Consider the following 25,265-nt stretch of genomic DNA (forward strand, 5'->3'; position numbering starts at 1 on the left):
GATTTTGGATTTTGGATTTTGGATTGTAGAGACGCGATGAATCGCGTCTTTGGCTAAGAATATTGCGTGATAACGGGTAATTCATCATTGAGTACCCAATCGCCGATCGCTTTCAATTTGTAATCCACAGGATCGTGCAGGGTAAAGGTTCGTAAATCCCGCCAGTAACGGTCAAATCCATATTTGGTTGCTGTGGCGCGAGTTCCGGTAACTTCAAAGATGCGGTTGGTAATATCTATACCTACACGGGTAGCTAATGCCTTGGACGCGGAAACTGCGATCGCTACTTCTCCCCTTTCTTGATGAGTCAGTTCTACATCTTTATCCCACGCTGCTTGTACTTTCTCGGCTGCTTGGTCAGCTAGTGCGATCGCAGCTTGAATTTCCACCCAAAAGTCTCCGTAATGATGCAGAATATATGGGTCTTGAGTAGCACTATCTACCCCTGATGTAATCCACGGTTGAGTAGTAGTTTTAGTATATTCACGAGCAGCAGCAAAAGCTCCTTTAGTAATTCCTAGATAAACGTTGGTTTTTGTTAGCTGGGCAATAATCCCAAGAAAAGTTGAGAAGGCACTATCATGCGGATTTGGTGGCCCCAAAATCTCATCTTTTTCTACTAAGACATTGTTAAATGTATAACTACCGCTATCAGTGCGGCGTTGCCCAATATTATCCCAATCTTGATTAGAAACTAACCCTTCTCTGTCTTTAGGAATTATAAATATGAAAGGTAATTCTACGCCATCTTCCAAAGCGGAGAATACTCGGTAATCGGCAACGGAAATACCTGTACCAAAGCTTTTAACACCATTAACCCGAAAATTTTCGCCTTCTGGGTTAATCTTCAGCCTAGTATCCTTTGTATTGATAGCATTTGCCCAAAATAAGTTATTTTTAGCAGTTTCTCTATAGTATTTTTCCTTTTGGGCTGGTGTGCCAGAAACGTGACCCAAAGCCGTTAAATTGAGATGATTACCATATAATTGACCAATTGAACCATCTGCTTTTGATAGCTTTCTGACAATTTTTAAAGCATCAATCCAAGTTGCACCAATGCCACCATATTGCTTAGGTACAATCAGTGGCAACAAACCACTTTCACGCAGTTTATTAATTTCCTCTTCTGGAACTCCAGCTTTAGCATCCCGTTCAACTGCGGATTGAGCAAGTTCTTTGGATAGAGAAGTTGCTAGGTCAACGTAATCTTTTGGTTTTGTAATATCTAGTACCATAATTAAATCATTTTTGTGTAGGTTAGTTTTTACAAACCAATGCATCAAAGGTGCAACCCGATGCAATCAAGATGCAAACCGATGCAATCAAGATGCAAACCGATGCATCAAAGGTGCAACCCGATGCAATCAAGGTATAAACCTATGCATCAAAGGTGTAAGTCGATACAATCAAGGTGCAACCCGATGCAATAAAGGTACAAACCGATGCAATGAAAGTGCAGATTGTGGCTATTAGACACAGAATTTAGAGAAATGTAGAGTGGGCAAGGCCCACGCTACAAGTGAACAGAGGAAATGGAACATGGAACGTTGTTATTGTCCTTTGTCATTAGTCCTTTGTCCTTTGTCCTGCAAATGACTAATACTTCGACTACGCTCAGTACAAGTGACTAATGACTAATGACAGTTATTTCTTAGCCGCTAGATATTCGTTTGCGGCTTTCTCAACACCTGTACCCTTGAAGAAGTCTTGATTGAGACTGGTGTACAACTCTAAGGGATGGATTGAGAGGAAGTAGCGAAGGTCTTCTTCGGTAATGATTTCGCGTTCTGCCATTGAGTAGGCGTTGGCTGTAACGGCGGTGATATCAGGTACATCCCAGTGACCGGAATCTGAACCCAAGAAGGCTTTAACGCGATCGCCAAAAGGATTAGCGGCACGATTAAAAGCTTGAGCTACACGGGTATCATCTGATTCTGTACCGAAGTAGAAGTGATTCAAGAAGCGATCGCGCACATCTTCTGGCTTCTCTATTCCCGCTAGTTCAAATTCGTCGAGTTCGCCAGGATCTTCTGGCGCTAATAATTGATGGTGGAATCCTAAACCGTCACCAATTTTATCTAAGCGTCCATCTACAAGTTCGCCACCGTAACGAGTATATAACTCTACTAGTGCTTCCTTGTCGATAATCGCAGGATTGTTATTTGATAACAAATGTTGTTTGTTGCGGGTTTCCCAGTGCCAAATAATATCGGCGTAGAGACTAGCACCCCAAGCTGAACCACCTTCTAAGAAGGCAAACTTTAGTTGTGGGAAGCGGCGGGTAACTCCACCAAAAAACAGCGATTTGCATAATGCTTCCGCCGCAAAGGCAAAGTGATTAATGTGATTGTACTGGGCATTGGTGACAGAACGCTGAGTTGTCCAACCTTGGCTAGAAGCATGAGTTGTGGGTACAACTTTCAGTTCTACACATTTCGCCCAGAATGGATCGTAATCATACTGGCTATCTAAGCCAAAGTTATCAATCCAAACTACTTCGTTAGCGACTTCTTTGCCATACTTCTCAAAGGCAGGAATTGGACGACGAACATAACCGGGGATTTGAATTGCTTTGAGTCCCAGAACATTCACCGCATATTCCAACTCTTCAATCCCTTCTTCGGGAGTGTGCAGTGGGATGGCGGCGATGGGTGTTAAGCGATCGCTATAAGGATGGAAAATATCAGCATGGTAGGTGTTAACTGCCCGACAAACAGCCCGCCGCATTTCTTCGTTGCCGATATTTGGGGCCATTGTTGCCAAGTTGGGGTAGACAACGGCAAAGTCTGTACCTGCTTCTTGCAAGCGTTCGTGTAGCAACTTGGGCAAGCTAATGGTAGCCAAATTCAAAGTATTTTTGGTCGGACGACCCCACCAGTTAGGGCGATTGGTGCGATAAGCAAAACGTTCTTCCCAACTTTGCTTGTACCACTTAAAGCGAGAAGCTCCTGGTAAATTTTCTTTGAAACGTTCGACAATTTCAGTTCCACCAACTTGCTCTAAATAATCCAAGACTGCTGGTTCAAATTCCTGGGTATGTACATCGGTGTCAACGATTGGATAACCAAGTTTTTCTCGAATTTGAGCAGACCTGGTTTTTTGTGGGCGGTCTAAAGCGATCGTCATGATAGTTCACCCTAAATTATTCAAATTGTTTATGGAGATTGGCAAAGACGCAGAATCAATCCTTTGTAGAGACGGCGATTTATCGCGTCTTAGCTTAATTTCCCAGCCAAAAATTCATCTGCGGTTTTCTCCACAGTCGTACCTTTGAAGAAGTCACGATTCAGGCTGGTGTACAATTCCAAGGGATGAATTGACAGGAAGTATTGCAAATCTTCTTCACTGATAATTTTGCGTTCTACCATTGAATAGGTATTGGCAGCGATCGCAGTAATATCAGGTACGTCCCAATGACCAGAATCGGAACCCAAAAATGCTTTGACGCGATCGCCATAAGGATTAGCTTTCCGGTTAAAAGCTTGAGCTACACGGGTATCATCCGATTCTGTCCCGAAGTAGAAGTGATTCAAAAAGCGATCGCGGATATCTTCTGGCTTGATAACTCCGGCAACGGCGAATTCATCTAAATCACCTGGTTCTAGGGGAGATAATAAATCAGCGTGGAAACCTAAACCACTACCTAGCCGTTCCAAACGACCATGTACTAATTCACCACCGTAACGGGTATATAGTTCTAACAGTTCTTCGCGATCGATATTGGCAGGATTGTTATTTTCCACCAAATGGTCTTTATTGCGAGTATCCCAGTGCCAAATCAAATCGGTGTACAAACTAGCACCCCAAGCTGCACCTCCTTCTAAAAAGGCAAACTTGAGCGTGGGGAAGCGGTGAGTTACACCACCAAAAAATAGAGATTTACACAGTGCTTCTCCAGCCGATGCAAAGTGACCAATATGGTTGTATTGGTAATTGCTAATGGAACGCCGATTGATCCACCCCATACCGGAAGAATGAGTGGTGGGGACAACTTTCAGTTCTACGCACTTAGCCCAGAAGGGATCGTAATCATATTTACTATCCAAGCCAAAAGTATCAATCCAGATGGCTTCGTTGGCTACTTCTTCGCCATACTTCTCGAAGGCGGGAATCGGGCGGCGGATATGTCCGGGGATTTGAATTGCTTTGAGTCCAAGCACTTTCACCGCATATTCCAATTCTGCGATCGCCTCTTCGGGCGTATGCATGGGAATAGCGGCAATTGGTGTTAAGCGATCGCTATAAGGACGGAAAATATCAGCGTGGTAAGTGTTAGTTGCACGGCAAACAGCCCGCCGCATTTCTTCATTGCCGATGTGTGGAGCCATCGTTGCCAAGTTGGGGTACACAACAGCAAAGTCTGTACCAGCTTCTTGTAAGCGTTCGTGTAATAGCTTTGGCAAACTAATGGTAGCTAAATTTAGGGGATCGTTAGTGGGACGAGTCCAGAAAGGAGGGCGGGCGGTGCGGTAAGTGCGGCGTTCATCCCAAGATTGCTTAAACCATTTAGAGCGAGATGCACCGGGTAAATGCTCTTGAAAACGCTCTGCGATCGCACTTCCAGCAACTTGCTCTAAATAGTCCAAGAATGCTGGGGGAAACTCTTGGGTATGTACATCGGTGTCAATGATGGGATAGCCCAATTTTTCCCGAATTTGAGCAGACTTGGTTTTTTTGGGACGTTCTAACGCAATAGTCATAAGTTCTACCTGATTTTTCAATTGGATTGGGTAGATAGTACTGATTAAGAAGGTTGTCTACTTTCTTCTTACCAGCATTTTTTTGAAGAAGTTGGGATTTTTATTTACATCTAATGTGGCGAGATTAGTAAATATAAAATCTCGATAATTAGCAAAGCTAATTATTTCCTTCTCCACAAACTTGTAGATATTAGCTGTAACAGCAATAGTCATAAAACCTTTTTCCAAACTGAGGAGTATTTTTCTATAACAAGCTAATAAAGATAAAATTAATGCGATTGTTCATTAACAGCCCAATCTGTTAATTTAAAGTCCGACTTTGCTAAACCCTGCGAGACTAAAAATTTCTTTGTTCCCTCTAAAAGTTTCACTCCGTCGGCTGGTAATGGTTCTTCTGAAACCTGTTTTAGTGGGTACGATACTTTAATAATATCGATAGAATATTTAGTAGTTTGAGCGTGATACTGATAATATTCTTCAGAATTAGCTTTTAAATCCTTGGCTGCTTCTGTGAGAATTGCATTAAATTTATGTGGGAAATCAGGCTGTTTCGCTAGAAAGCTTTCAGTTGCAACAACTAATGATGTCCCTGATAAACCCTGATGATTTGCCGAAGAATCAATCACTGGAAATCCTTGTGATTTTAGAAAAGGCCCCAAATCGCTGGAAGTTGCATAAGCTGCTACATCACCACGTTCTAAAGCAGCTTTTGCTTCAGTAGTCATCAAGTGAACAACTTTTACATCTTTGGCAATTTTAGCTTCAGCTAATAGACCCAGCAGGTATCTATGCATATAAGAACCTTTTTGAGTAGCTATTTTTTGACCTTTCAGTTCAGCAAGCGATCGCGCACCATTTTTTTTCGCCACTAACCAGGCGGTTGTATTAAATTGAGTAATTCGCAGCAGTCGCGTTTCCTGACCCCTTGCTCTCAAAATTATGGCTGGTGTATCGCCTAAAGAACCAACATCTAATTGTCCGGCAACAAGCGCCTCATTTAGATCCGGCCCGTTAGGAAATCTTGCAAAAGTAATGTTTTTAAATCCTGCTTTTTGCAACTCCCGATCTAAAATTCCTTTTTTCTTTGCCCAACCAAGTGGCCCCGTCGGTGCTGAACTACCTACATAACCTATACGTAGTGTAGAAATATTATTGGATGCAGCAACAGTGTTATTGACATTAACAGCCTCAATGGATTGAGCAGATTTAGTTTCGCCTTGGCTACATCCTGTAGTTACGAACAGTAGGATACAAGTCACAGAGGTTGATAATCTGGAAGTAAATTTATTTTTACTAATAGAACCTGTTACTACTGAAAACGACAGCATAACTTTTTTCTCCGCCGTACTATACGCGGTGTACAACTTTCTCTTAGACCTAACCCCCAACCCCTTCCCTAGAAGGGAAGGGGAGCAGGAATCAAAGCCTCTCTCCCTGCGGGGGAGAGGAATGGAAGCGGGGTTCTAAGGATAAGTTGCACATCGCGTTACTATTTCATCTGCTTCAAAATTTGGAATGTTTCATCGGCTTTTGCTGTTGAGGTGCGTTTATGTCCCCAACCAACATTTTCACGATAACTACCCAGTAGCCCTACTTCTGCCAATTCTGCCTCGTTGACTGAAGTCGTTACATCGCTTTCTGGTGCAACATAAAGAGCATCAACTGGACAATACAACTCGCACATATAACAGGTTTGGCAGTCACTCTGTCGAGCAATGGTTGGCGGTGCATCAGGTACGCGGTCAAATACGTTGGTTGGGCAAATATTCACGCAGATATTACATTTTATGCACCGCGACTCGCTGACCAACTCAATCACACTGCTGCTCCTATTTTGGATTTTAGATTTTGGACTTCGACTTCGCTCAGTCGAGCGATTTTGGATTGGAAAATATCTTCTGCATTCAGTAAAGGCTGAGTTTTTACCCAGACTCGATCTAATCCACCACTAATCAAGTGATGTTGCTGGTTAGCATCAAGTTCTGGATAGTCTTGATGTTTGTGCATCCCACGAGTTTCTTTCCGTTCAATGGCACTGCTGTACATCCATCGCGCTGTGGCTACCATCGCCGCAGCTTCTCGCGCCCGAATTAGCTCTTTATCTGACGTTACCTGGCTACTGCGAAGTTCTTGCCAAAGATGATTTAGCTTACCCAAAGACTCGGTTAAGCCTTGCTCTGTACGGAAATAGTTCTTTTCGTAGGGGAATACTTCAGCTTGGACTGCTTGAATAATTTCATCAGTTGCTAAAGAGCGATCGCCCCCACTTTCTAATCCTACCTCTCCAACTCTCTTTATTTGTCGTTGAGTTTTCTGTTCGCCCAAACTACGAGCATATTCAGCAGCCGATTTCCCCGACCAATAGCCAGAAGATATTGCCCAAGCAGCATTATGACTACCACCGCCAGTAAATCCGCCACAAATCAGTTCGCGTGTAGCGGCATCTCCAGCCGCATAGAGTCCTCGTACAGAACTGGCACAACTCTCATCTACAATCCGAATCCCCCCCGTACCGCGCACAGTTCCCTCTAGGCGAAGAGTCACAGGAAAACGTTGAGTAAATGGATCTATACCTGCACGGTCAAAGGGTAAAAAGAAGTTGGGCTGTGCTAAACGCATAGATGGCCGCATCGATTCTGCGGCTTTGTCTATGATGGCGTAAACTGGCTGTTGCAGTAATGTCTGGGCTATTATTGAACGTCTATGAGAACTTGCCCCTGGAATTACAGTACCGTCTTCGTAGGTGAAAGTTGCCCAATTATAAAACAGGGTTTTGGTAACTGAAGAAAAGGCGGGAGAGATGCCATAAGCATTAGAAAATTCCATACCCGACATCTCGGCTCCGGCTTCTGCCGCCATCAGATAACCATCCCCCGTCAGGACGTTGCATCCTAACGCTTTACTGAGAAATGCACAGCCACCTGTGGCGATAATTGTGGACTGCGATCGCACTATCCATTTCTCACCAGTTTGACGGTTCACACCTGTTGCACCAGCAACAGCACCATCGTTATCAACCAGTAATTCTAAGGCGGGGCTGTTGTCTAAAATCTTGACCCCAGCGCGTTGAATTTGCCGCCGCATCAGCCGCATATACTCCGGCCCTTGCAGCGATCGCCGGTAGGGTTTACCTTCATCGTCGGTAGGGAAGGGATAACCCCACTCTGCTAACTGATTGACGTTTACATAGGTCTGATTCAGTACCCGATCCATCCAGTTGCGATCGGATAAAAACCCACCTAACGATTCCCGACTTGCCTTTGCTGTTTCTCTTGCTTCGGGATCGGGTGGCACGTACCACACACCATTTCCAGATGCAGCAGCGCATCCAGTTGTGCCGCAATATCCTTTGTCCACCAAGACAACTTTAGCTCCACTTGATGCAGCACTCCATGCCGCCCAAGTTCCAGCCGGCCCACCTCCAATCACAAGTACATCTGCTTTTAAGTCGAGTTCAAAATCGTTTGTTAACGTCTTTAGCATCTACCATTTCCCTCCATCAATAAACTCTTAAGCATCAAGTCTTCACCCCATCCATGCTGCAAAATAAATATTTAAATATCTAGAAATCGCGATCGCTTAATACAGGTTCTAACTAGCTTGACATTAATTAAGTACTTTATCTTGATCGATAAACCGTAGTTACAACTTAATAAAGTCTTTCACAGTTTTCGGCAAAAAGCAAGCATTTTACCAAACAACTTCAAACGTAAATTTATGTAAAATCAACGGAGTTATCTTTCTCAAGAACTTGCTTTGTAACGTCTTTTGTGTAGCGATCGAATTTTAGTTCATAAGATACTTAAATTCGATAAGTTTGCCGTAGTTTAATAAATTTTTCTAAACGGTTTTGTCTAGATAGAAAAGACACGAAATTGAATTGTCTTTGTCTTGCGGCAGTAACATTCGCTCCCTTAAGACTCAAGAATCCCCGGACTTTTGATTAAACGAATGTAAGTCCTGTTTTTATTCAGTCCGGGGAGTGCCATTCGGTTAAAACCTAAAGACAGTACGAACCCAAGCAAATAAACTATCAGGATTGCTGGAATCCGAATCAGGTGCAGTAATCCAGATCAAACCTGGCGTAACCTCAATATTATCTCCGATTTTATATTGGTAGAATGCCTCAACGTGCAGAGAAGTATCTCTGTCCGCTTGTCCTAGACCTTTTCCCAAATTTATATTATTACTAAGACTGATGAGTTTTGGCTCCATACCAACTAAAATCCCCCCTAAAGCACCTTCACTAAAAAGATCCGGGAATGCCAGTCCTACCGCCCAATCCATAGCTTCACCATTTCCGCGCCCCAAATAGGTGTGTACCCCATAACTTACCCACCCATTGATTGCAAACTTGGGACTAACTTGATAGAACGCCTGTAAGCCATAAAGGTTGCCTAGAGTTGCTACTCCATCCACAGTGCTGTTTACCAGGTTACTCCCGACTGCTGGGCCAAAATTTGTCCCACTAAAACCTATTGTCCTTGGTGGGCTATAGGTATTAACGTAAGTTGCAGCTACTCGAAAATTCCGATTACCGGAGTAGTATATTAACTGTGCTAAAGCTAAATATCTGCCTGTAAATAAGCCATTATTAAGTGTCGGATTACCACCGTTTGGTGCGCTATACGCTATCCCGAATTGAAGTTGTTTGCCCAATCCCTGGAGTATGGCAATTCCAGGGCCGCTATCTCCATAGTTATAGACCAAAGACCGCCGTGAAAACCGTGAAATCCCATTAGCACCAGTCGCAGAAGACGATTCAAAATATGGGTTAATGGGGCCAGAAAGACCTATCTCACTAGCTCCGTCAGACAAGGGATAAATGTTGACTTGGGTATTTGGAAAAGGTAGAAACCGATAGCGAACACCACTGAGAATAAGAGTGTTGCGTGCAAAAGTAATACTGGAGTTATCAGCAGTTCTCCCCTCATAAGTTCCCAATAATCCAGCTCTTGTTTGTCCGAGTGATTCAATATTTCCACCTCCTATTGTTATACCTAGTGAATCTTTACCGTTAAAACTGGTGTTTAACCGTAAAGTCGTTGAGCCTTGAAGTGTGAGATTGTTAGGTGCTGGTCTCTTAGTCTCGACATTATTACCCGCCAGAAGTTCGCCAGCAACAATCTGAACTCGACCTATAAGTTTAGTTGTGGTCGCAAACTGAGTTGATTCTAACTTCGCATTTCGTGCTTCCAAGCTATCTACGCGTCCCCGAAGTTGAGCGAGTTCTGGAGAAAATTGTTCTTGTAGTTTTTTGATGGTATCCAAGTCTTCGCGTTTGACTAAATCTGTCGTTGAAGTCGCTATTAGTTCATTGAGGCGATCTAAAGCTGCATTCAACCCAGCGGCAAATTCATAGCGCGTTAGGGAGCGATCGCCTTTAAATGTACCATCTGTATATCCTGCAATTACACCGTAGCGCTCAACTAGAGACTGTAATGCTTGAAATGCCCAATCTGTCGGTTTAATATCTGATAGTTGCGAGACAGATGTAACTTGCCCTGCTGCATTCTTTGGGGTTTTTTGGTTAGTTGGCGGTGCAACTTGCAACAATTGTGATACAGGTATCACTCGATCTTGCAGCTCGTTTGGAGCTTTTTTAAGAGTGACTGGTGCAATTGAAGTGTCTACTGTTTGATTGACAACTGCTTCTGGAGCTTTGTTCTCTTCTACAATAGTAGATACATCAGATTTAGGTAATTCAGCCTGACTTTTAGCTGGATGAAAAACCAGTATAGCTAGAATATCTAGCACCGAAAGCAGCAACACTATGGATCTATAATTCCAGCGAAATTTCGACATGACTCCTTAACTCCTCAACCTTAAAGATGAATAAATTGCCCTTGATTTGACATGAAAGACAAGACAAATCATTGCTCTAATGTTTTTACAAACTGATTAGAACATAGATTCATCAAGGCTTTATCCGCTAAAAAAAGTGCAAAGTTCTGATAAGTATCGAAACCAGTACTAAGTAGTTAAATGTCCAACCCAAAATTCGCAGTAAAATAAGAATTCTGACGTTTAAAATAATCCTAAAAACATCTAGAATCAGACAATCACTGCCTTAGCAAGGACTTCTCTACTTTTAAAGGAAACTCAACCACACGCTATATGAACTGATCCTTTTAATACATCCTAAAATCCTTTTTTTGGGTTATGCTGTATAAAGTTCATCAATGGCTATTGACATTGACTCAAGCTTGATTTAGATTCGATTATTTGCCAATTAACATTAATTGAAAACACTATTTTCTAATCAGTTATATTTTGACAGCATCAAGCGTTACTGAAGTACGATACTTCTATCGACTTACCGTACATTCGTAGCATTATCTTTGCATAGAGCTTGGTACAATGCAAGACCTAGTACTTTTTCATCCTTAGAAAGTGCAAATTAGCCAGGTTTCTGTCGATGAAACCAGAAATGAACACTTCAAAGTCGCAAAAAGGTGAGTAATTGACACAAAACTTGTATTCTTCACGACAGCTATTGTTGCAAAAAAAGTGTCATGATGATTGGCATTGTGCGTAAAAACGTCAATCTTATGGGCAGTTATTCTTTATGAATCGTTAATCTATACTGGCGTTTTAAATTATTTCCTGTAAAATGCTGACTATAAACTACGGTAATTCGATCGATCTGCCGTAGGATATATACTTGTACCCTGTCTGACACAAATGCAAATTCTCTGGTTTATTCCTACTGGATCTCATGACGGACGCTATTTAGGCACAGATATTGGCTCTCGTGTTGCCACACCTGATTATTTACAGCAAATTGCCCAAGCTGTGGATAGTTTAGGCTACACAGGCGCATTGTTACCTACAGGGAGTTCTTGTGAGGACGCTTGGATAACCGCCGCCGCTTTTATATCTGTCACCAAGCAGATGAAGTTTCTCGTGGCAATTCGTCCAGGGATTACTTCCCCAGGTGCTGCTGCACGGATGGCAGCAACATTTGACCGGATTTCTAAAGGAAGATTGTTGATTAATGTAGTGACAGGTGGAGATCCGGTGCAGCTGGCTGGGGATGGCTTGCATCTTAGTCATGACGATCGCTATGATTTAACCGATGAATTTCTCAGAGTTTGGCGGGGTATCGTCAGTGGGGAAACAGTTGATTTTAAAGGAAACTACCTGGATATCAAAGGTGGTAAACTCTTATTCCCACCAGTTCAAAAACCCTATCCACCTTTGTGGTTTGGTGGCTCATCTGCTGCCGCCAAGCTGGTTGCTGCTAAACATATAGATGTTTACCTGACTTGGGGCGAACCTCCACAACAAGTGGCCCAAAAGATTGCCGAAGTTAAGAAATTGGCGGCTGAACAAGGTAGAACAGTTCGTTTTGGGATTCGCTTGCATGTAATTGTGCGAGAAACCGAGTCAGCTGCTTGGGATGCAGCCAATGAGCTAATTAAGTATGTGGATGAGGATGCGATCGCTAAAGCTCAGAAAGACTTAGCTCAATCTGATTCTGAAGGACAGCGGCGCATGAGTCAACTACATAGCGGTAGCCGAGAAACCTTAGAGATTAGCCCCAACCTCTGGACAGGAATTGGATTGGTGCGGGGTGGTGCTGGTACGGCCCTAGTTGGAGATCCCGACACTGTTGCCGCTAGGATGCTGGAATATCGTAATTTGGGGATAGAAACATTCGTTTTTTCTGGATATCCCCATTTAGAAGAAGCGTATCGCACTGCTGAATTATTATTTCCCCGCCTACCTTTGCAAAGTGAACCTGCACCTTTAACACCACCAGTCTTGAGTTCTGTTGGCGAAACCGTCGCCAATGAAAAATTTGCGAAACAACTCACAAGTGCTTCATGACCTAATAATTAGTAATTTGTAATTAAAGAGTAAATTACTAATTTTGTTGGTGATGCTTCTAGATTCATCCTTTGGAACAATCTAAAATCCCAAATTCCATGACTATTACCTTTAAAAGCACCAAAAGCAAAAACAAGATATCCCTGAGCGAGGTGTTAGACAACCCGCAAATCGAGAAAATAGTTCCTTGGATTGTGCCTGTTACCATATTAATTCTTTGGGAACTTGCTTCTAGAACTGGTCTACTTTCAACCAGGATTTTACCAGCCCCTAGTGGTGTAATCGCTACAGCAATTAAACTTGGCTCAACTGGAGAACTGTTCCAACATATAGGAATTAGTGCTGGGCGGGCGATATCTGGTTTTATAGTTGGTGGCAGTATTGGGTTCGGTTTAGGATTGCTCAATGGCTTTTCCCGTACTGCAGAAAAGTTATTGGATAGTTCCTTACAAATGCTCCGTACTATCCCTAATTTGGCATTAATTCCGCTAGTGATTCTTTGGTTTGGTATTGGCGATCAAGCTAGATTATTTCTAGTATCTATGGGGGTATTTTTTCCGATATATCTCAATACATTTCATGGTATCCGTAGTGTTGATCCTGGACTGATTGAAATGGGAAAAGTCTATGGATTAAAAACACCACAACTTCTGTGGCAAATAATTTTTCCAGGAGCTTTATCTTCGATTCTCGTTGGTGTCCGTTTTTCATTGGGGATTATGTGGTTGACACTAATTGTGGCAGAAACGATCGCGGCAGATTCTGGTCTTGGTTATATGGCAATGAATGCCCGTGAGTTTATGCAAACCGATGTTGTAGTATTGAGTATTGTAATCTATGCACTGCTGGGTAAATTAGCAGATACTGTCGCCAGAGGATTAGAAACAAAATTTCTGGCTTGGAACCCCAATTACCAAAAGTCATAAAAGCTAAACTCACTAGACTCAAAGGTTGAAAATTACAGATTTTAACTTTTGACTTCTATTAATTTTGACTGTGATTTGCTTTCTTCAAGGTCTGATCAAATAATTAAATTTCAGTTGTTCTCGAAAAGGAGGTTTTGCAAGTGAGTTCAAATGTACAGGGTACACAATTAAGTATTTTGGATTTGACGAAAGCTTTTGGTAAGAAAACTGTTTTAAACTCGCTGAATTTAGAAGTTGAAGCAGGTGAGTTTGTCGCTATTGTCGGACGAAGTGGTTGTGGTAAAAGTACCTTATTGCGTCTTGTGTCAGGATTAGATAGAGCAACTTCAGGTGGAATATTACTTGATGGAGAACCACTACATAGACTCAGCCGCTCTGTAACAGTGATGTTTCAAGATCCCCGCTTGCTGCCGTGGAAGCGCGTTATTCAAAACGTAGGGTTGGGCTTAGAAGGTAATTGGCGTGAAAAAGCTTTGTGGGTACTCAATAAAGTTGGACTTAAAGATAGAGCTGATGAGTGGCCTTATGTTTTGTCTGGAGGACAACGGCAACGGGTATCATTGGCCAGAGCGTTAGCCAGTCAGCCCCGTTTGTTGTTGCTAGATGAACCTTTGGGAGCATTGGATGCTCTAACTCGCCAAGAAATGCAGCATTTGATTGAAAACTTGTGGCAAGAGCGAAGATTTACTGCGTTTTTGGTTACTCACGATGTGGAAGAGGCTGTGGCGTTGGCAGACCGAGTGATAGTGATCGATCAAGGAAAGATTTCTATGGATTTACCTGTGAAACTTTCACGCCCGCGAGATCGAAGTAGCGAAGTGTTTATCAATATCAGAGAAGCTGTTTTAGAACGAGTAATGAGCAATGAAAATACTCAAGTAAATAACCAGTTATTACAGCTAAGTAGTTGAAATTTAAGCTTTTAGTAGTCAATCAATATTCAACTTGAGGTAGCTGCGGTAAATAGGCTACTTCGAGATTAAAACTTGCCTATAGCAAAAAATTCTTTATGAACACTCAAAATACCTCCCAACTTTCCTCTGTGCTGGTCTGGGTAATTTTTTTATATTTACGAGCTAGATAAACTAAAATATAATCTATATCGCTTTATTGAAAATCAATAATACACAAATATCTATTATTTATATTTAATGTAATGATCGTCAAAAAATTAACAAAGGATGATGCAGAAGATTATAGACAGATCAGATTAGAAGCTTTAGAGAAAAATGCAGATTCATTTGGCACAACATATCAAGAAGAAGTAATTAAGACGACAGAACAATTTCGGGATAAAATTCCAGTAGATAACAACAATTTTATTTTGGGATGTTTTGAGGATAAACATTTAATTGGAATAGTTGCATTTAACCAAGAATCCAGAATAAAACTTTGCCACAAAGCACATATTAGTAGCATGTATGTTAAACAAGAATATCGGAGAAAAGGTATAGGTAAACTACTATTGAATAAGTTAATTGAAAAAGCAAAAGCTATTAACAAAGTAGAAATTTTATTACTTGATATTGTTAAAAGCAATTTTTTAGCAAAACAACTTTATTTATCATTGGGCTTTCAAATATATGGTACACAGAAAATGGCATATAAATTTAATAGCCAATATTTTGATCTAGAGTTTATGTATTTACAGATTAAAGAACAAATTCTGAAATATTACTAAATATCATCATAATGTGTGCCAAGGAAAAATGGCACTTAGTTTTTTGTCAAGCATAGGCAATTTCCAGAATAGCCTTGTAAATAAAGAAGAGGTAATCTACAATGAAGCTCATTTTGCCGCTCGATTTGGTTGCTGACATTGAGCCACATCTACCATCTAATACACAAATTGTACGAGTAGATGTTGAAGGAAATCTAGATGGGGATGCTAGCGATGCTGAAGTTTATTTCAGTTGGTTTTTATCGAGAAGTCCTATACTGCATACAATACTAAAATCAGCACCAGCATTGCGTTGGCATCATGCACCAAATGCAGGGGTGAATCACATCCTGACACCAACTTATTTGCAAAGAAATATTATCCTCACTAATGGGGCTGGAGTGCATGGAATTCCGATCGCAGAATTTGTCATTACTTACATACTGGCTCATGCCAAGCATCTACAAGAATTATATGCTTTACAAGCAGAACATTACGAAATGTAGTAGATAAAGAAGCAGGATACTAAACATTGGGCATTGGTCATTGGGAATTGGTAAAGAATTTAACTTTTAATCTTCTGTCTTTCTGCCCTAATACCCAGTTCCTTTGAAAATTCAAAATGAAATGGAAGACTAACAAATGGTGAAACTAATTTTACCCGATCATCTCATTGCAGATATAGAGCCACACCTACCATCTAATATCGATGTAGTAGAGGTGGATAGTGAAGGTAATCTCGATGGTGATGCCAGCGATGCAGAAGTTTATGTCAATGGATTTTACCTGAAAACCTCTACTCTTGACAAAGTACTGACAGCAGCACCCGCGCTGCGTTGGCAACAGTCACCGAGTGCTGGCGTAAATCACATCCTCACGCCAAATTTTTTGCAAAAGGACATTATCCTCACCAATGGTGCAGGAGTTCATGCAATTCCAATTTCGGAATTTGTACTGGCATTTATGCTCTATCACGCCAAGAATCTGCGGAAATTGCAAACTTTGCAGAATGAACACACTTGGGTAAGAGGAGTGTTTCTCGAAGAGTTGGCAGACGCAACTTTATTAATTCTCGGCACAGGAAATATCGGTCAAGCGATCGCATCTCGTGCTAAAACCTTTGGAGTCACAGTTTGGGGTAGTCGTCGCCATCCCGAACCCTTACCGAATTTTGACAAAATTGTAGGCGCTGATGAGTGGCGATCGCTCCTCCCAGCCGCAGATTATGTAGTGATTGCCACACCATTAACCCCAGAAACTAAAGGCTCGATCGATGAAGCTGCATTGCGCTCTATGCGTCAGTCTGCTTACCTAATTAACATTGCTCGTGGTGCGATCGTGGATGAAGCCGCATTGCTGACTGCACTACGTGATGGCTGGATTGCGGGTGCTGGATTAGACACTGTTGCAACCGAACCTCTGCCGCCAGAAAGTCCTTTATGGTCGTTACCGAACGCTTTTATCACTCCCCATTGTTCAGCCTTATCGCCACGCCTGAGAGAGCGCATAGCACAACTATTTATCGATAATCTTCAACGCTACCAAAACGGTCAGCCCTTACGGAATGTTGTAGACAAGCAAGCTGGATATTAAATATTGGGCATTGGATATGGACAAGAGACAAGGGAGACAAGGAAGAAACTTGTTCAATAATTCCTCCTTGTCCCCCTTGTCCCCCTTGTCCCCCTTGTCCCCTGCTCCCCTGCTCCCCTGCTCCCTACTCCCCAATCACTAAACTTTCAGCACCGACTTTCCTAAAGATTGGCAAATAACATCATTTTGCGGCGTATGTATACGGCTGCACAAAACGTCACGGTAGTGACGCTCTAAAGGATTTCTTTTTAATAAACCAGGATTGCCAGTTAGTTCCAAGGCAATTTCTACAGCACGAATCGAGTTAGTTGTAGTGAGGTATTTAACAGCCTGTGCCTGTAATCCTACGTTAGGCTCATATTCGTCCTTGTCAATATCTTCAGCCAAACTATAAATCAATCTATTATTAGCAAACAGCAGTGCTTCTATCTCACCCACGGCAGTTTGGAAGCGTGACAGAGTTGCCAGTGGCTCTTGGAGATTAGAAGGCGATCGCTCCCAAAGATATTTAACAAGCCAGTCTCGCGCACTACTAGCAACACCGAGATATAAGGCACTCACTGTCAAACTGCCCCAAGTGGAAATTAGCGGATCGAAAGATAGTGCAACTGATATGGGGTTGATATTTAAAGCATACTCTGAGGGAATTAATACATTCTCTAAAATCAGGTCGTGGCTGCCTGTAGCTCTCATCCCCAAGTGATCCCAGGTTTCGACAATTCGCAAACCTGGGAGATCGCGCGGAACCAGAAAATTCCCAACTTGTGGTTCATCTTCAGTTGTCCGTGCCCAAACAACAAAATAGCTGAGGATGGGACTGCCTGTGGTGTATTGCTTATGTCCTGTTAAACGCCAGCCTTCTGTTGTTCGTTCGGCAATTGTCGCTGGCAATCCGCCTCTCGCTGGCGTTCCTAGCTCTGGTTCAACACGGGCAGCATTTAGCAGGGCAATGCCTTCAATTGATTCACGACACAGCCGTTTATACACTTCTGGATGCCAGCGACGGCTATGGGCTGCATGAGCGTGTTGAAGATAGTGCATTGTTAGTACTAATGCGGTCGAAGCATCGCCACGTGCTATCCCTTCAATCACCCGACAGATAGTTGCCAAACCCAAATCCTGTCCACCGAATTCGCGTGGAATGGTGAGGTTGAGTAATCCTGCCTCATGCAAAGCTGTAAAATTCTCGAAGGGAAAGGAAGCATCTCTATCGTGTGCCCCTGCGCGGGTAGCGAAATCTTTGGCCAGAGCCTCAACTTGGTCGAAAATATTGGGGAGAGTTTCTAAGCCTTGGGCTACAAAGGTGTCTGGCACTGCTTGCTCCAACTGTGACATAAGTACTCCTGCGTAATTCACTGTACTACTAAATCAGAGATGTTTTTCAATATGGAAGCATCTTAAGTTTGCAGGAATATCAATTTTTCGCACGACACCAGTCTCCCCTCACCCCCAATCCTCATTGCCCTAACTGTATTACTTCTAATGCTCCCTAATGCCCTGAAAATACTACTTAAAATCGACCGATATTTAGTAATTAGTGGTTTTTGTAAGTATGACACAAACTCCTTTCATAGAGCAAGCCAAGCGGAAAATTCAGCGATCGCGCCACAATTTAGGAACTAAATTCCCTACCGATTTAGGATTTACGCAAAATATCTCTCAAACTCTAATTTTTCCGCGTTCTCTGTGCCTCTGCGGTTCGTTATTTCGTAACTTGTGCGTAAGTCCTATGGTCTTTTAAGCTAATCATCGTTTAAATTAAATCTTTGCGTTTGGAACCAAGCATTTAAATATTCTCTGTTGAGAGTAATATAAAGATCCCTAGATCGCACAGGGATAATTTCCTCATTAAGTAGATTTTCCAATGGATAAATATACAGCAACAGCATTGGCGATCGCAACCAAAGTGATATTGGTTACTTTTATAGCGGTTCCTCTGCAACTGAGGTATAACTGGACTGGATATATATTTTTTTAACTTTGAGGATGTACTTTATCTGATTAAGAACCGCTATGGATGATTTTCTATATTTTACCAAAGCGATGGTGTTACACTTTGTCAGGGCACTGGCTCATAAACCACCATTCAATTTATCCATTTATTATTACTTGACTCGATCGGCTCGCAATCTTTGGTTTTAAAAGACGAATTTGCTACTTATTGTCATTTTTTGAACTATAAGCTCATTTAAACATGATGATTATTTCTCAACTTCTATCAAGCTGTAATATGTATTGCTGCTATACCCTTGAGGGAAAAAATGCTAAGATTGGCTTAGTTAACTAGTGTGTGTGCCGGATCACAACATTAATGTGTTTTACCTCACAGCTAATTTAAACAACTTAAATATTACCTTTAAGCTAACAATAGTCGCCGTTATGACTAGCATCATGTTATGCTACCTCGCTATTTAAAGATTTAATGTATAAATGGTTGTTAAATATATTTTTTTTGTTAAATATCATCTATTAGGTGACTTGTCAGAAAATTTACATTAAGAAACTACTAAAATATCTAAATTTAAGAACAGAAAGAGTGTAAGCTAATTATGTAAATATCATGTTTGTATGTAAATATGATGATGTTCGCAAGTCTCTTTTGGTTACTTGCATTTATTACACTATAGGAGGTATAATACAAACGTTAAATAGCTTGCTAGATGCTCCCTAAAAGATACTAAGCAGTGCTGGAAAAAGATCCATTCTGGAATCTCCAAGCAAACTCAAGCAATATTTGTTTAAGTGTAATTTAGCTAAATTGGTAAAATACTACTTAAACAAAATTACGATGTGCTTTTATAGTTTTTATCGTCTTCTGTTTCTTGTAGCCTACTCAAAATCTTCTTTTGTTCCAGGTTGCACGAGCGGGATGAAGCTATCCCGGAGACTATCCCCTAGACTCGCCAAAGTACTAGGGAATATGCTGGGAGCTAATTGCACGTTGTGTAAATTTCTGATTAACACTACAACGTTAGTCAGATTTGTAGTTGTGGGTTTTTTGCTGTCAGGCTTTGTTCACACAACTGCTAATGAATTACGTTTTCACATAATTTACGACTCAATGCAATTTCTAACTACAATTATGTCACACCATTTAAGTCAAGACAAGGCTGTTAAAAAGTTAGGAATGTCTGAAAACATTCTTTTAAAAATTCTTCCGAGTCAGGTGTTGTTCGAGAGCATGAAATAACTTTCAGCCATAACATTGTCCGGAACTAAAAAAAACTTCAGTTTGTGATTGAGGAATGAAATACTTTGCACAGATCTTACTGCATACAGCAAATTAGATCGCGAAAATAATTCCTCTTAACGATCGCTTACAACCACTGCTGATTGCAAAAATGAGCAATCCATATTTGTGCGGAGGCTGTCAATGCAGCTAGTTGCTTTTGAAGCTAAATGTCGTTAAACAAAGCTCTAGCTCGATATTCCAGCATTTACACTAGTTATTGCCACATCAATAACTCGCTGCAACAACTTCTTGTAGATTGCCCACTCAATAAAAATACCTTGGATGTAAAAGATAGATGCTTTAATAGCATACTGTTTCTTTCTCAACTCTACTTTAATAAAGCTGAGAGTTTCCTCGGTAAAAATACGGGATTAAATAATATTTTTAATGAAGTTTTGAATTGGATTCGACTGATAAGTAAATTTTTTTTGTGGAGATGAAAAAATGCCATCAGTGCTTTCTGAGCAACATCTGGGTGAAAGAATTTTGTACACCTTAGATACAAAACTCTCAGAAAAAGAATTAGAGGACTTCTTGGCAGAAATGGAGATTGTGGAGCCACCATCAGCAAAGCAATTCTGGGAATCTGCACAGGCGAATCCTGGTATATATATTATTCTTACAGGTAAAGTCCGACTATTAGATAGCTCTGAGAATTTAATTACTACCTTTGGTGCGTGGTCTGTTTTTGGTGAATTGACCTTGTTTCCCGAAGCTAACTTTAGTCCTTATGTAGTTAGAGCTTCGACAAGCTTGAAACTTGGCTATTTCAGGCAAGAAGCATTGCAAAGGTTGATAGACAAGTATCCTAACATTCGCGATCGCCTATTTGCCCGTGCAGAACTTTGGGATTTGTTGTTGTTATGTCGCCAAGTATCACAATTCCCCCGCCATACATCACAAGTTTCAGGAATGCTCAAAGCCTTATCTTTGTTTGAGCGACACCAGTTAGAAACTGGCTCTGTAAGTCCACAAATATCCCAAGATTCACAGTTGTGGCTATTGTACAAAGGTCAAGTGCGGCATTCTGAAGGCGATTTTTTGACACCAGGTACAATCTTTGCTCAACCAAAACAAGGAGATTGGCAAACAACGCAACCAACGATTGCTTACATTCTGAAAAATGACCAAATGCAAACAGCAATAGAATACTTCCCGGAGTTGGGGGAGTGGGCTTTTGGCATGAGTGTCAGCGAAACGGAATTGGAGACTGAGGACACAACGACCGACTCAGTGTGTCGCAGGGGATTAGGTACTAGAGAAAAAACTTCCCAATCTCCAAAATCTAAAATTATTCCTTTTCCCCAAAGAGAGAAGCCGTCACAACAACAGCCAACAAAAAAATCACGTTTTTACTTTCCCAGTCCGAAAGTACAAATGGGGCATTGGTGGAAGCGGATTACCAAAAGCTATCCCTTCTATGCCCAACAAAGTGCAGCTGATTGTGGCTCTGCTTGCTTGGTGATGATTGGTAACTATTGGGGCAAACATTTTAGTATCAATCGCCTACGGGATATGACCAATGTCACTCGCAACGGTGCATCCCTAAAAGCGATGGCAGCAACAGCAGAATACCTGGGTTTTGCCACCCGTCCAGTGAAAGCTACTCTTGATAAATTAGCAGAACAGCCTTTACCTGCAATTGCTCACTGGGAAGGTAAACACTTTATTGTTGTCTATGAAATCACTCCTAAGCGGGTGATTGTATGTGACCCGGCTCTTGGTCAACGCAGTTTGACAAAAGCTGAATTTCAAGCAGGTTGGACTGGTTATGCATTGTTACTACAACCAACAGCTCTACTAAAAAGTGCTAAAGACGAAAGTAGAAGCTTCTGGAAGTTTTTTGAGCTAGTCAAACCTCACTATCGAACACTACTTGAAATTTTCATAGCTTCGATAGTCATTCAATTATTTGGGTTAGTAACACCAGTATTTACCCAGTTGTTGCTTGACAGAGTACTTGTGCAACGCAGTGTTCCAACCTTAAACGCCATTGGTTTGGGAATGATTGTTTTTGGGTTGTTTGGTGTTGCTGTCAACGGTGTACGGCAATATCTGTTATTTCACACTGCTAACCGCATTAGTATCGCCTTACTTGTAGGCTTCATTAAACATACCTTCCGTTTGCCCCTTGCTTATTTCGAGTCGCGTTTCGTTGGGGATATAATCTCGCGCATCCAAGAAAACCAGAAAATTCAGCACTTCCTTACTGGTCAGACACTCTCCATTGTCTTGGATATGCTGACATTAGTAGTTTATCTGGCTTTGATGTTCTCCTATAGCTGGCGGATGGCATTATTCGTGCTGTGTACTGTACCGCCATTTTTTATCTTGGCGCTAGCCAGCACAAGTATTTTGCGCCGCATCTCCAGAGATATTTTTAATGCAGCTACCAAAGAACAAAGCTATCTCATAGAATCCCTAAGCGGAATTCGTACTGTCCGCTCATTGGCAATTGAACAGACAGTGCGTTGGCGTTGGGAGGAACTGCTAAATGATTTAATCAAAAAAGACTTTAATGCTCAAATCATTGACAATCGCTTGCAAATTATCAGCGGCGTCATCCACACCTTTGTAAATACTTCATTGCTGTGGTACGGAGCAACCCAGGTAATTAATAACGAACTAACTATTGGACAATTAGTTGCTTTCAATATGTTGGTGGGTAACGTCTTGAGTCCTTTCCAACGGCTAGCTTTGCTGTGGAATGAATTACAGGAAATCGTGATTTCTACCGAACGGATTAATGATGTATTGGAGGCGGAACCAGAAGAAGACTTAGCAATTAAACCCCGCAAATCGTTGGGTAAACTTCGCGGTAACATTTGTTTTCAGAATGTTACCTTTCGTTATCACTCAGAAAGCGATACTAACGTATTAGAAAATCTCAACTTTGAAATTCAGCCGGAACAGATGGTTGCAGTCGTAGGGCGCAGTGGTTCTGGAAAAACAACTCTCAGTAAATTAATTTTAGGTTTATACCCACCGACAGATGGCAAAATACTCATTGATGGTCACGATATCACCAGTGTATCTATGCGATCGCTCCGTTCCCAAATCGGCGTTGTAGACCAAGATACTTTTCTATTTGGTGGGACTGTTCGCGAAAACATTGCGATCGCTAATCCAAATGCATCTTCAGAAGAAATTAGCCAAGCAGCAAAATATGCTGGAGCTGATGAATTTATTCAAAAACTACCGATGGGTTACGAATCCGAAATTGGTGAAAGCGGTGGTATGCTTTCTGGTGGACAGCGCCAACGCCTAGCTATTGCTCGTGCTTTGCTCGGAAATCCCCGGTTATTACTGTTTGATGAAGCCACTAGTCACCTAGATTCAGAATCAGAACGGATTATTCAAAACAACCTCAAAACAATTCTTAAAGGACGCACAAGTGTAATTATTGCCCACCGCCTCTCTACAGTCCGCAACGCGGACTTAATCCTGGTTTTAGATCAAGGTATTTTGGTAGAAAGCGGTACCCACGACGAATTAATCGCTAAAAAAGGTCATTATTACTACCTGAATCAACAACAGATGTCTCAAGTTAGTTGATGGGGCATTGGGCAGTCTTTTTCTTCTTTACGAGACTCTACACGAACAATTTTGAATTTTGAATTTTGAATTGATTTCTCCCTCATTCCCCATCTACTGTTATCGGAAATAAAACCATGCCACATCCCAACAGATCGTCCCCACTTCCCCCAGATGAGCAAGATGAATATCAAAGTTACAAACAGCAAGAGGAATCGGTATTTGACGAGCAAATAGAGGCAGAAAATGAAAGTCAAGATTTGTACTACGGTACAGAAAAACTACTCGATGCCTTACCTCGAATTTGGACTCGTGGTTTGTTATATACGCTCATCGGCTTTGCTGGTCTATTCTTGCCTTGGGCAACTCTTTCAAAAGTCGATGAAACTGGTAGCGCCAGAGGGCGTATAGAACCTAAAGGCGCAACTCAAAAAATAGACGCTCAAGCTGGTGGGAGTGTTAAAGAAGTTAACTTCAAAGAAGGAGATACGGTTAAAGCCGGTCAGGTTTTACTGAAACTGGATTCTGATTTGCAGCAAACGGATCTCCAACAAGTCCAGAGCAAATTGCAAGGGCTGGAAAATCGGCAATCTCAACTGGAACTGCTGAAAAATCAACTCTTAATGTCAACGAGTCTTTTAGAACAACAAAATAAATCCCAAGAATTAGAAAAATTGGCTCAACTCAACCAGGTACAGCAAAACCTGGATGCCAAACTGAGTAGCTATAACCTTCAAAAGTTAGAAAAACAATCATCCGTTAAACAAGCAGAGCAGCAAATTTCCAGCAGTCGCGACGATCAAGAATCGGCTAAAAAACTTTTGAGTATAAATTCTAAGCAAACTGAACGCTTTAGCACACTCGTTCAAGATGGCGCAGTTTCTCCAACCCAAGTTGATTAAATAAAAAAACAAGAGGAAGAAAGCAAACGACTTTATAAAAAATCTCAATCAGATATTAAACAAGCCGAATTACGTTTAGCCCAAGAGCTAAATAATTATCAAGTAACGATCAAAACGTTGGAATCTGATATCAAACAAGCAAAACTCCGACTACAAGAAGAACAAAGTAGTTATAAAAGTGCCACGCAAGCCGGACAACTAGCTGTAATGAAAAATCAGGAGCAGCTAAAAGATATACAAGCACAAATAACAGCAACGCAATCAGAAATCGCTCAGACTAAAATCCAGCTTAAATCTATAAAAGTACAAATTGAGCAGCGCATGGTGCGATCGCCGATTAATGGAGTGATTTTTGAATTACCCACAACTAAACCAGGAGCGGTGGTACAAGTCGGTCAAAGGATTGCCCAAATTGCACCCGCAACAACAGACTTGGTACTCAGAGCCAATATGCCTAATCAGGATAGCGGTTTCTTGAAGGTAGGAATGCCAGTAAAAGTCAAGTTTGATGCCTATCCTTTCCAAGAGTATGGCATCGTGCCAGGAAAAGTTACTTGGATCTCGCCTGACTCGAAAGTTAGCCAAACACCCCAAGGCAACATCGAAACCTATGAATTAGAAATCACCTTAGACCAGCAGTATGTCCAAAATGGCAACAAACGTATTCCATTAGGTGCCGGTCAGACAGCAAATGCTGAAGTGATCATTCGTCAACGCCGAGTAATTGACTTTGTTCTAGATCCATTCAAAAAACTGAAAAAGGGCGGTTTGGAGATGTAGTTAAAGATATCGCACCCAAATCAGGAAATAGGACAAGGGAGATTGGAGGAATAATTAATGCCGCGTGCTCACTTGCCCTGAGGGACTTGTGTCAAGCGTTGCGAA

The 25,265-nt window shown here is 41.6% G+C and carries 17 protein-coding genes and 1 pseudogene; 9 read left to right on the plus strand and 9 right to left on the minus strand.

The genetic code is table 11. The features are described 5' to 3' along the window. Positions 1-53: 53 nt before the first annotated feature. The 8 genes from RM368_RS05430 to RM368_RS05465 form a co-directional block, all read right to left on the minus strand. Positions 54-1,235 carry an acyl-CoA dehydrogenase family protein gene (locus RM368_RS05430; RefSeq protein WP_322693107.1) on the minus strand — a complete coding sequence of 394 codons (1,182 nt, stop codon included), beginning with the start codon at positions 1,233-1,235 and terminating at the stop codon, positions 54-56. Positions 1,236-1,644: 409 nt separating this feature from the next. After that, positions 1,645-3,126, minus strand: coding sequence for an amidohydrolase family protein (locus tag RM368_RS05435; protein WP_322693108.1), 1,482 nt, complete (start codon positions 3,124-3,126; stop codon positions 1,645-1,647). Positions 3,127-3,215: 89 nt separating this feature from the next. Further along, positions 3,216-4,700, minus strand: coding sequence for an amidohydrolase family protein (locus RM368_RS05440; protein WP_322693109.1), 1,485 nt, complete (start codon positions 4,698-4,700; stop codon positions 3,216-3,218). A gap of 57 nt (positions 4,701-4,757) precedes the next feature. Then, the gene (locus RM368_RS05445; protein ID WP_322693110.1) at positions 4,758-4,913 is read right to left on the minus strand and encodes a hypothetical protein; all 156 of its coding nucleotides are present in this window, start codon (positions 4,911-4,913) and stop codon (positions 4,758-4,760) included. A 56-nt stretch (positions 4,914-4,969) separates the two neighbouring features. Then, positions 4,970-6,028, minus strand: coding sequence for an ABC transporter substrate-binding protein (locus tag RM368_RS05450; RefSeq protein ID WP_322693111.1), 1,059 nt, complete (start codon positions 6,026-6,028; stop codon positions 4,970-4,972). Between the two features lie 161 nt (positions 6,029-6,189). Beyond that, positions 6,190-6,519, minus strand: a complete 330-nt coding sequence (locus RM368_RS05455) for a ferredoxin family protein (RefSeq protein WP_322678249.1) — start codon at positions 6,517-6,519, stop codon at positions 6,190-6,192. Next, positions 6,516-8,183 (minus strand): FAD-binding protein, encoded by a 1,668-nt coding sequence (locus RM368_RS05460; RefSeq protein WP_322693112.1) that lies wholly within the window; start codon positions 8,181-8,183, stop codon positions 6,516-6,518. Before RM368_RS05460 ends, RM368_RS05455 begins: the two co-directional genes overlap by 4 nt. Positions 8,184-8,693: 510 nt before the next feature. Next, positions 8,694-10,505, minus strand: a complete 1,812-nt coding sequence (locus RM368_RS05465) for an iron uptake porin (protein WP_322693113.1) — start codon at positions 10,503-10,505, stop codon at positions 8,694-8,696. Positions 10,506-11,384: 879 nt separating this feature from the next. Here RM368_RS05465 and ssuD point away from each other — a divergent pair. The 6 genes from ssuD to RM368_RS05495 all read left to right on the plus strand — a co-directional run bounded on the left by ssuD (position 11,385) and on the right by RM368_RS05495 (position 16,712). Further along, on the plus strand, positions 11,385-12,533 hold the full coding sequence (gene ssuD, locus RM368_RS05470; RefSeq protein ID WP_322693114.1) for an FMNH2-dependent alkanesulfonate monooxygenase: 1,149 nt from the start codon (positions 11,385-11,387) through the stop codon (positions 12,531-12,533). Positions 12,534-12,631: 98 nt separating this feature from the next. Further along, positions 12,632-13,459, plus strand: coding sequence for an aliphatic sulfonate ABC transporter permease SsuC (gene ssuC / locus RM368_RS05475; protein WP_322693115.1), 828 nt, complete (start codon positions 12,632-12,634; stop codon positions 13,457-13,459). A 140-nt stretch (positions 13,460-13,599) separates the two neighbouring features. Further along, positions 13,600-14,370, plus strand: coding sequence for an ATP-binding cassette domain-containing protein (locus RM368_RS05480; protein WP_322693116.1), 771 nt, complete (start codon positions 13,600-13,602; stop codon positions 14,368-14,370). A gap of 245 nt (positions 14,371-14,615) precedes the next feature. Next, on the plus strand, positions 14,616-15,140 hold the full coding sequence (locus tag RM368_RS05485) for a GNAT family N-acetyltransferase (protein ID WP_322693117.1): 525 nt from the start codon (positions 14,616-14,618) through the stop codon (positions 15,138-15,140). A 101-nt stretch (positions 15,141-15,241) separates the two neighbouring features. Continuing rightward, on the plus strand, positions 15,242-15,625 hold the full coding sequence (locus tag RM368_RS05490; protein ID WP_322693118.1) for a hypothetical protein: 384 nt from the start codon (positions 15,242-15,244) through the stop codon (positions 15,623-15,625). 136 nt (positions 15,626-15,761) lie between these two features. Then, positions 15,762-16,712 carry a D-2-hydroxyacid dehydrogenase gene (locus tag RM368_RS05495; RefSeq protein WP_322693119.1) on the plus strand — a complete coding sequence of 317 codons (951 nt, stop codon included), beginning with the start codon at positions 15,762-15,764 and terminating at the stop codon, positions 16,710-16,712. Positions 16,713-16,850: 138 nt separating this feature from the next. Here the strand turns inward: RM368_RS05495 and RM368_RS05500 are convergent, their stop codons facing one another. Further along, positions 16,851-18,047 (minus strand): acyl-CoA dehydrogenase family protein, encoded by a 1,197-nt coding sequence (locus RM368_RS05500; RefSeq protein WP_322693120.1) that lies wholly within the window; start codon positions 18,045-18,047, stop codon positions 16,851-16,853. Positions 18,048-18,264: 217 nt separating this feature from the next. On the opposite strand from RM368_RS05500, the gene RM368_RS05505 reads away from it, so the two are divergent. From RM368_RS05505 to RM368_RS05515, 3 genes and pseudogenes are all read left to right on the plus strand, one after another. Further along, on the plus strand, positions 18,265-18,453 hold the full coding sequence (locus RM368_RS05505; protein ID WP_322693121.1) for a hypothetical protein: 189 nt from the start codon (positions 18,265-18,267) through the stop codon (positions 18,451-18,453). Positions 18,454-20,388: 1,935 nt separating this feature from the next. After that, positions 20,389-23,499 carry a peptidase domain-containing ABC transporter gene (locus tag RM368_RS05510; RefSeq protein ID WP_322693122.1) on the plus strand — a complete coding sequence of 1,037 codons (3,111 nt, stop codon included), beginning with the start codon at positions 20,389-20,391 and terminating at the stop codon, positions 23,497-23,499. A gap of 116 nt (positions 23,500-23,615) precedes the next feature. Then, positions 23,616-25,160, plus strand: a pseudogene (locus RM368_RS05515) (HlyD family efflux transporter periplasmic adaptor subunit). Positions 25,161-25,265: the final 105 nt, after the last annotated feature.

The organism is Nostoc sp. DedSLP03, assembly GCF_034530815.1.
Lineage (GTDB): Bacteria > Cyanobacteriota > Cyanobacteriia > Cyanobacteriales > Nostocaceae > Nostoc.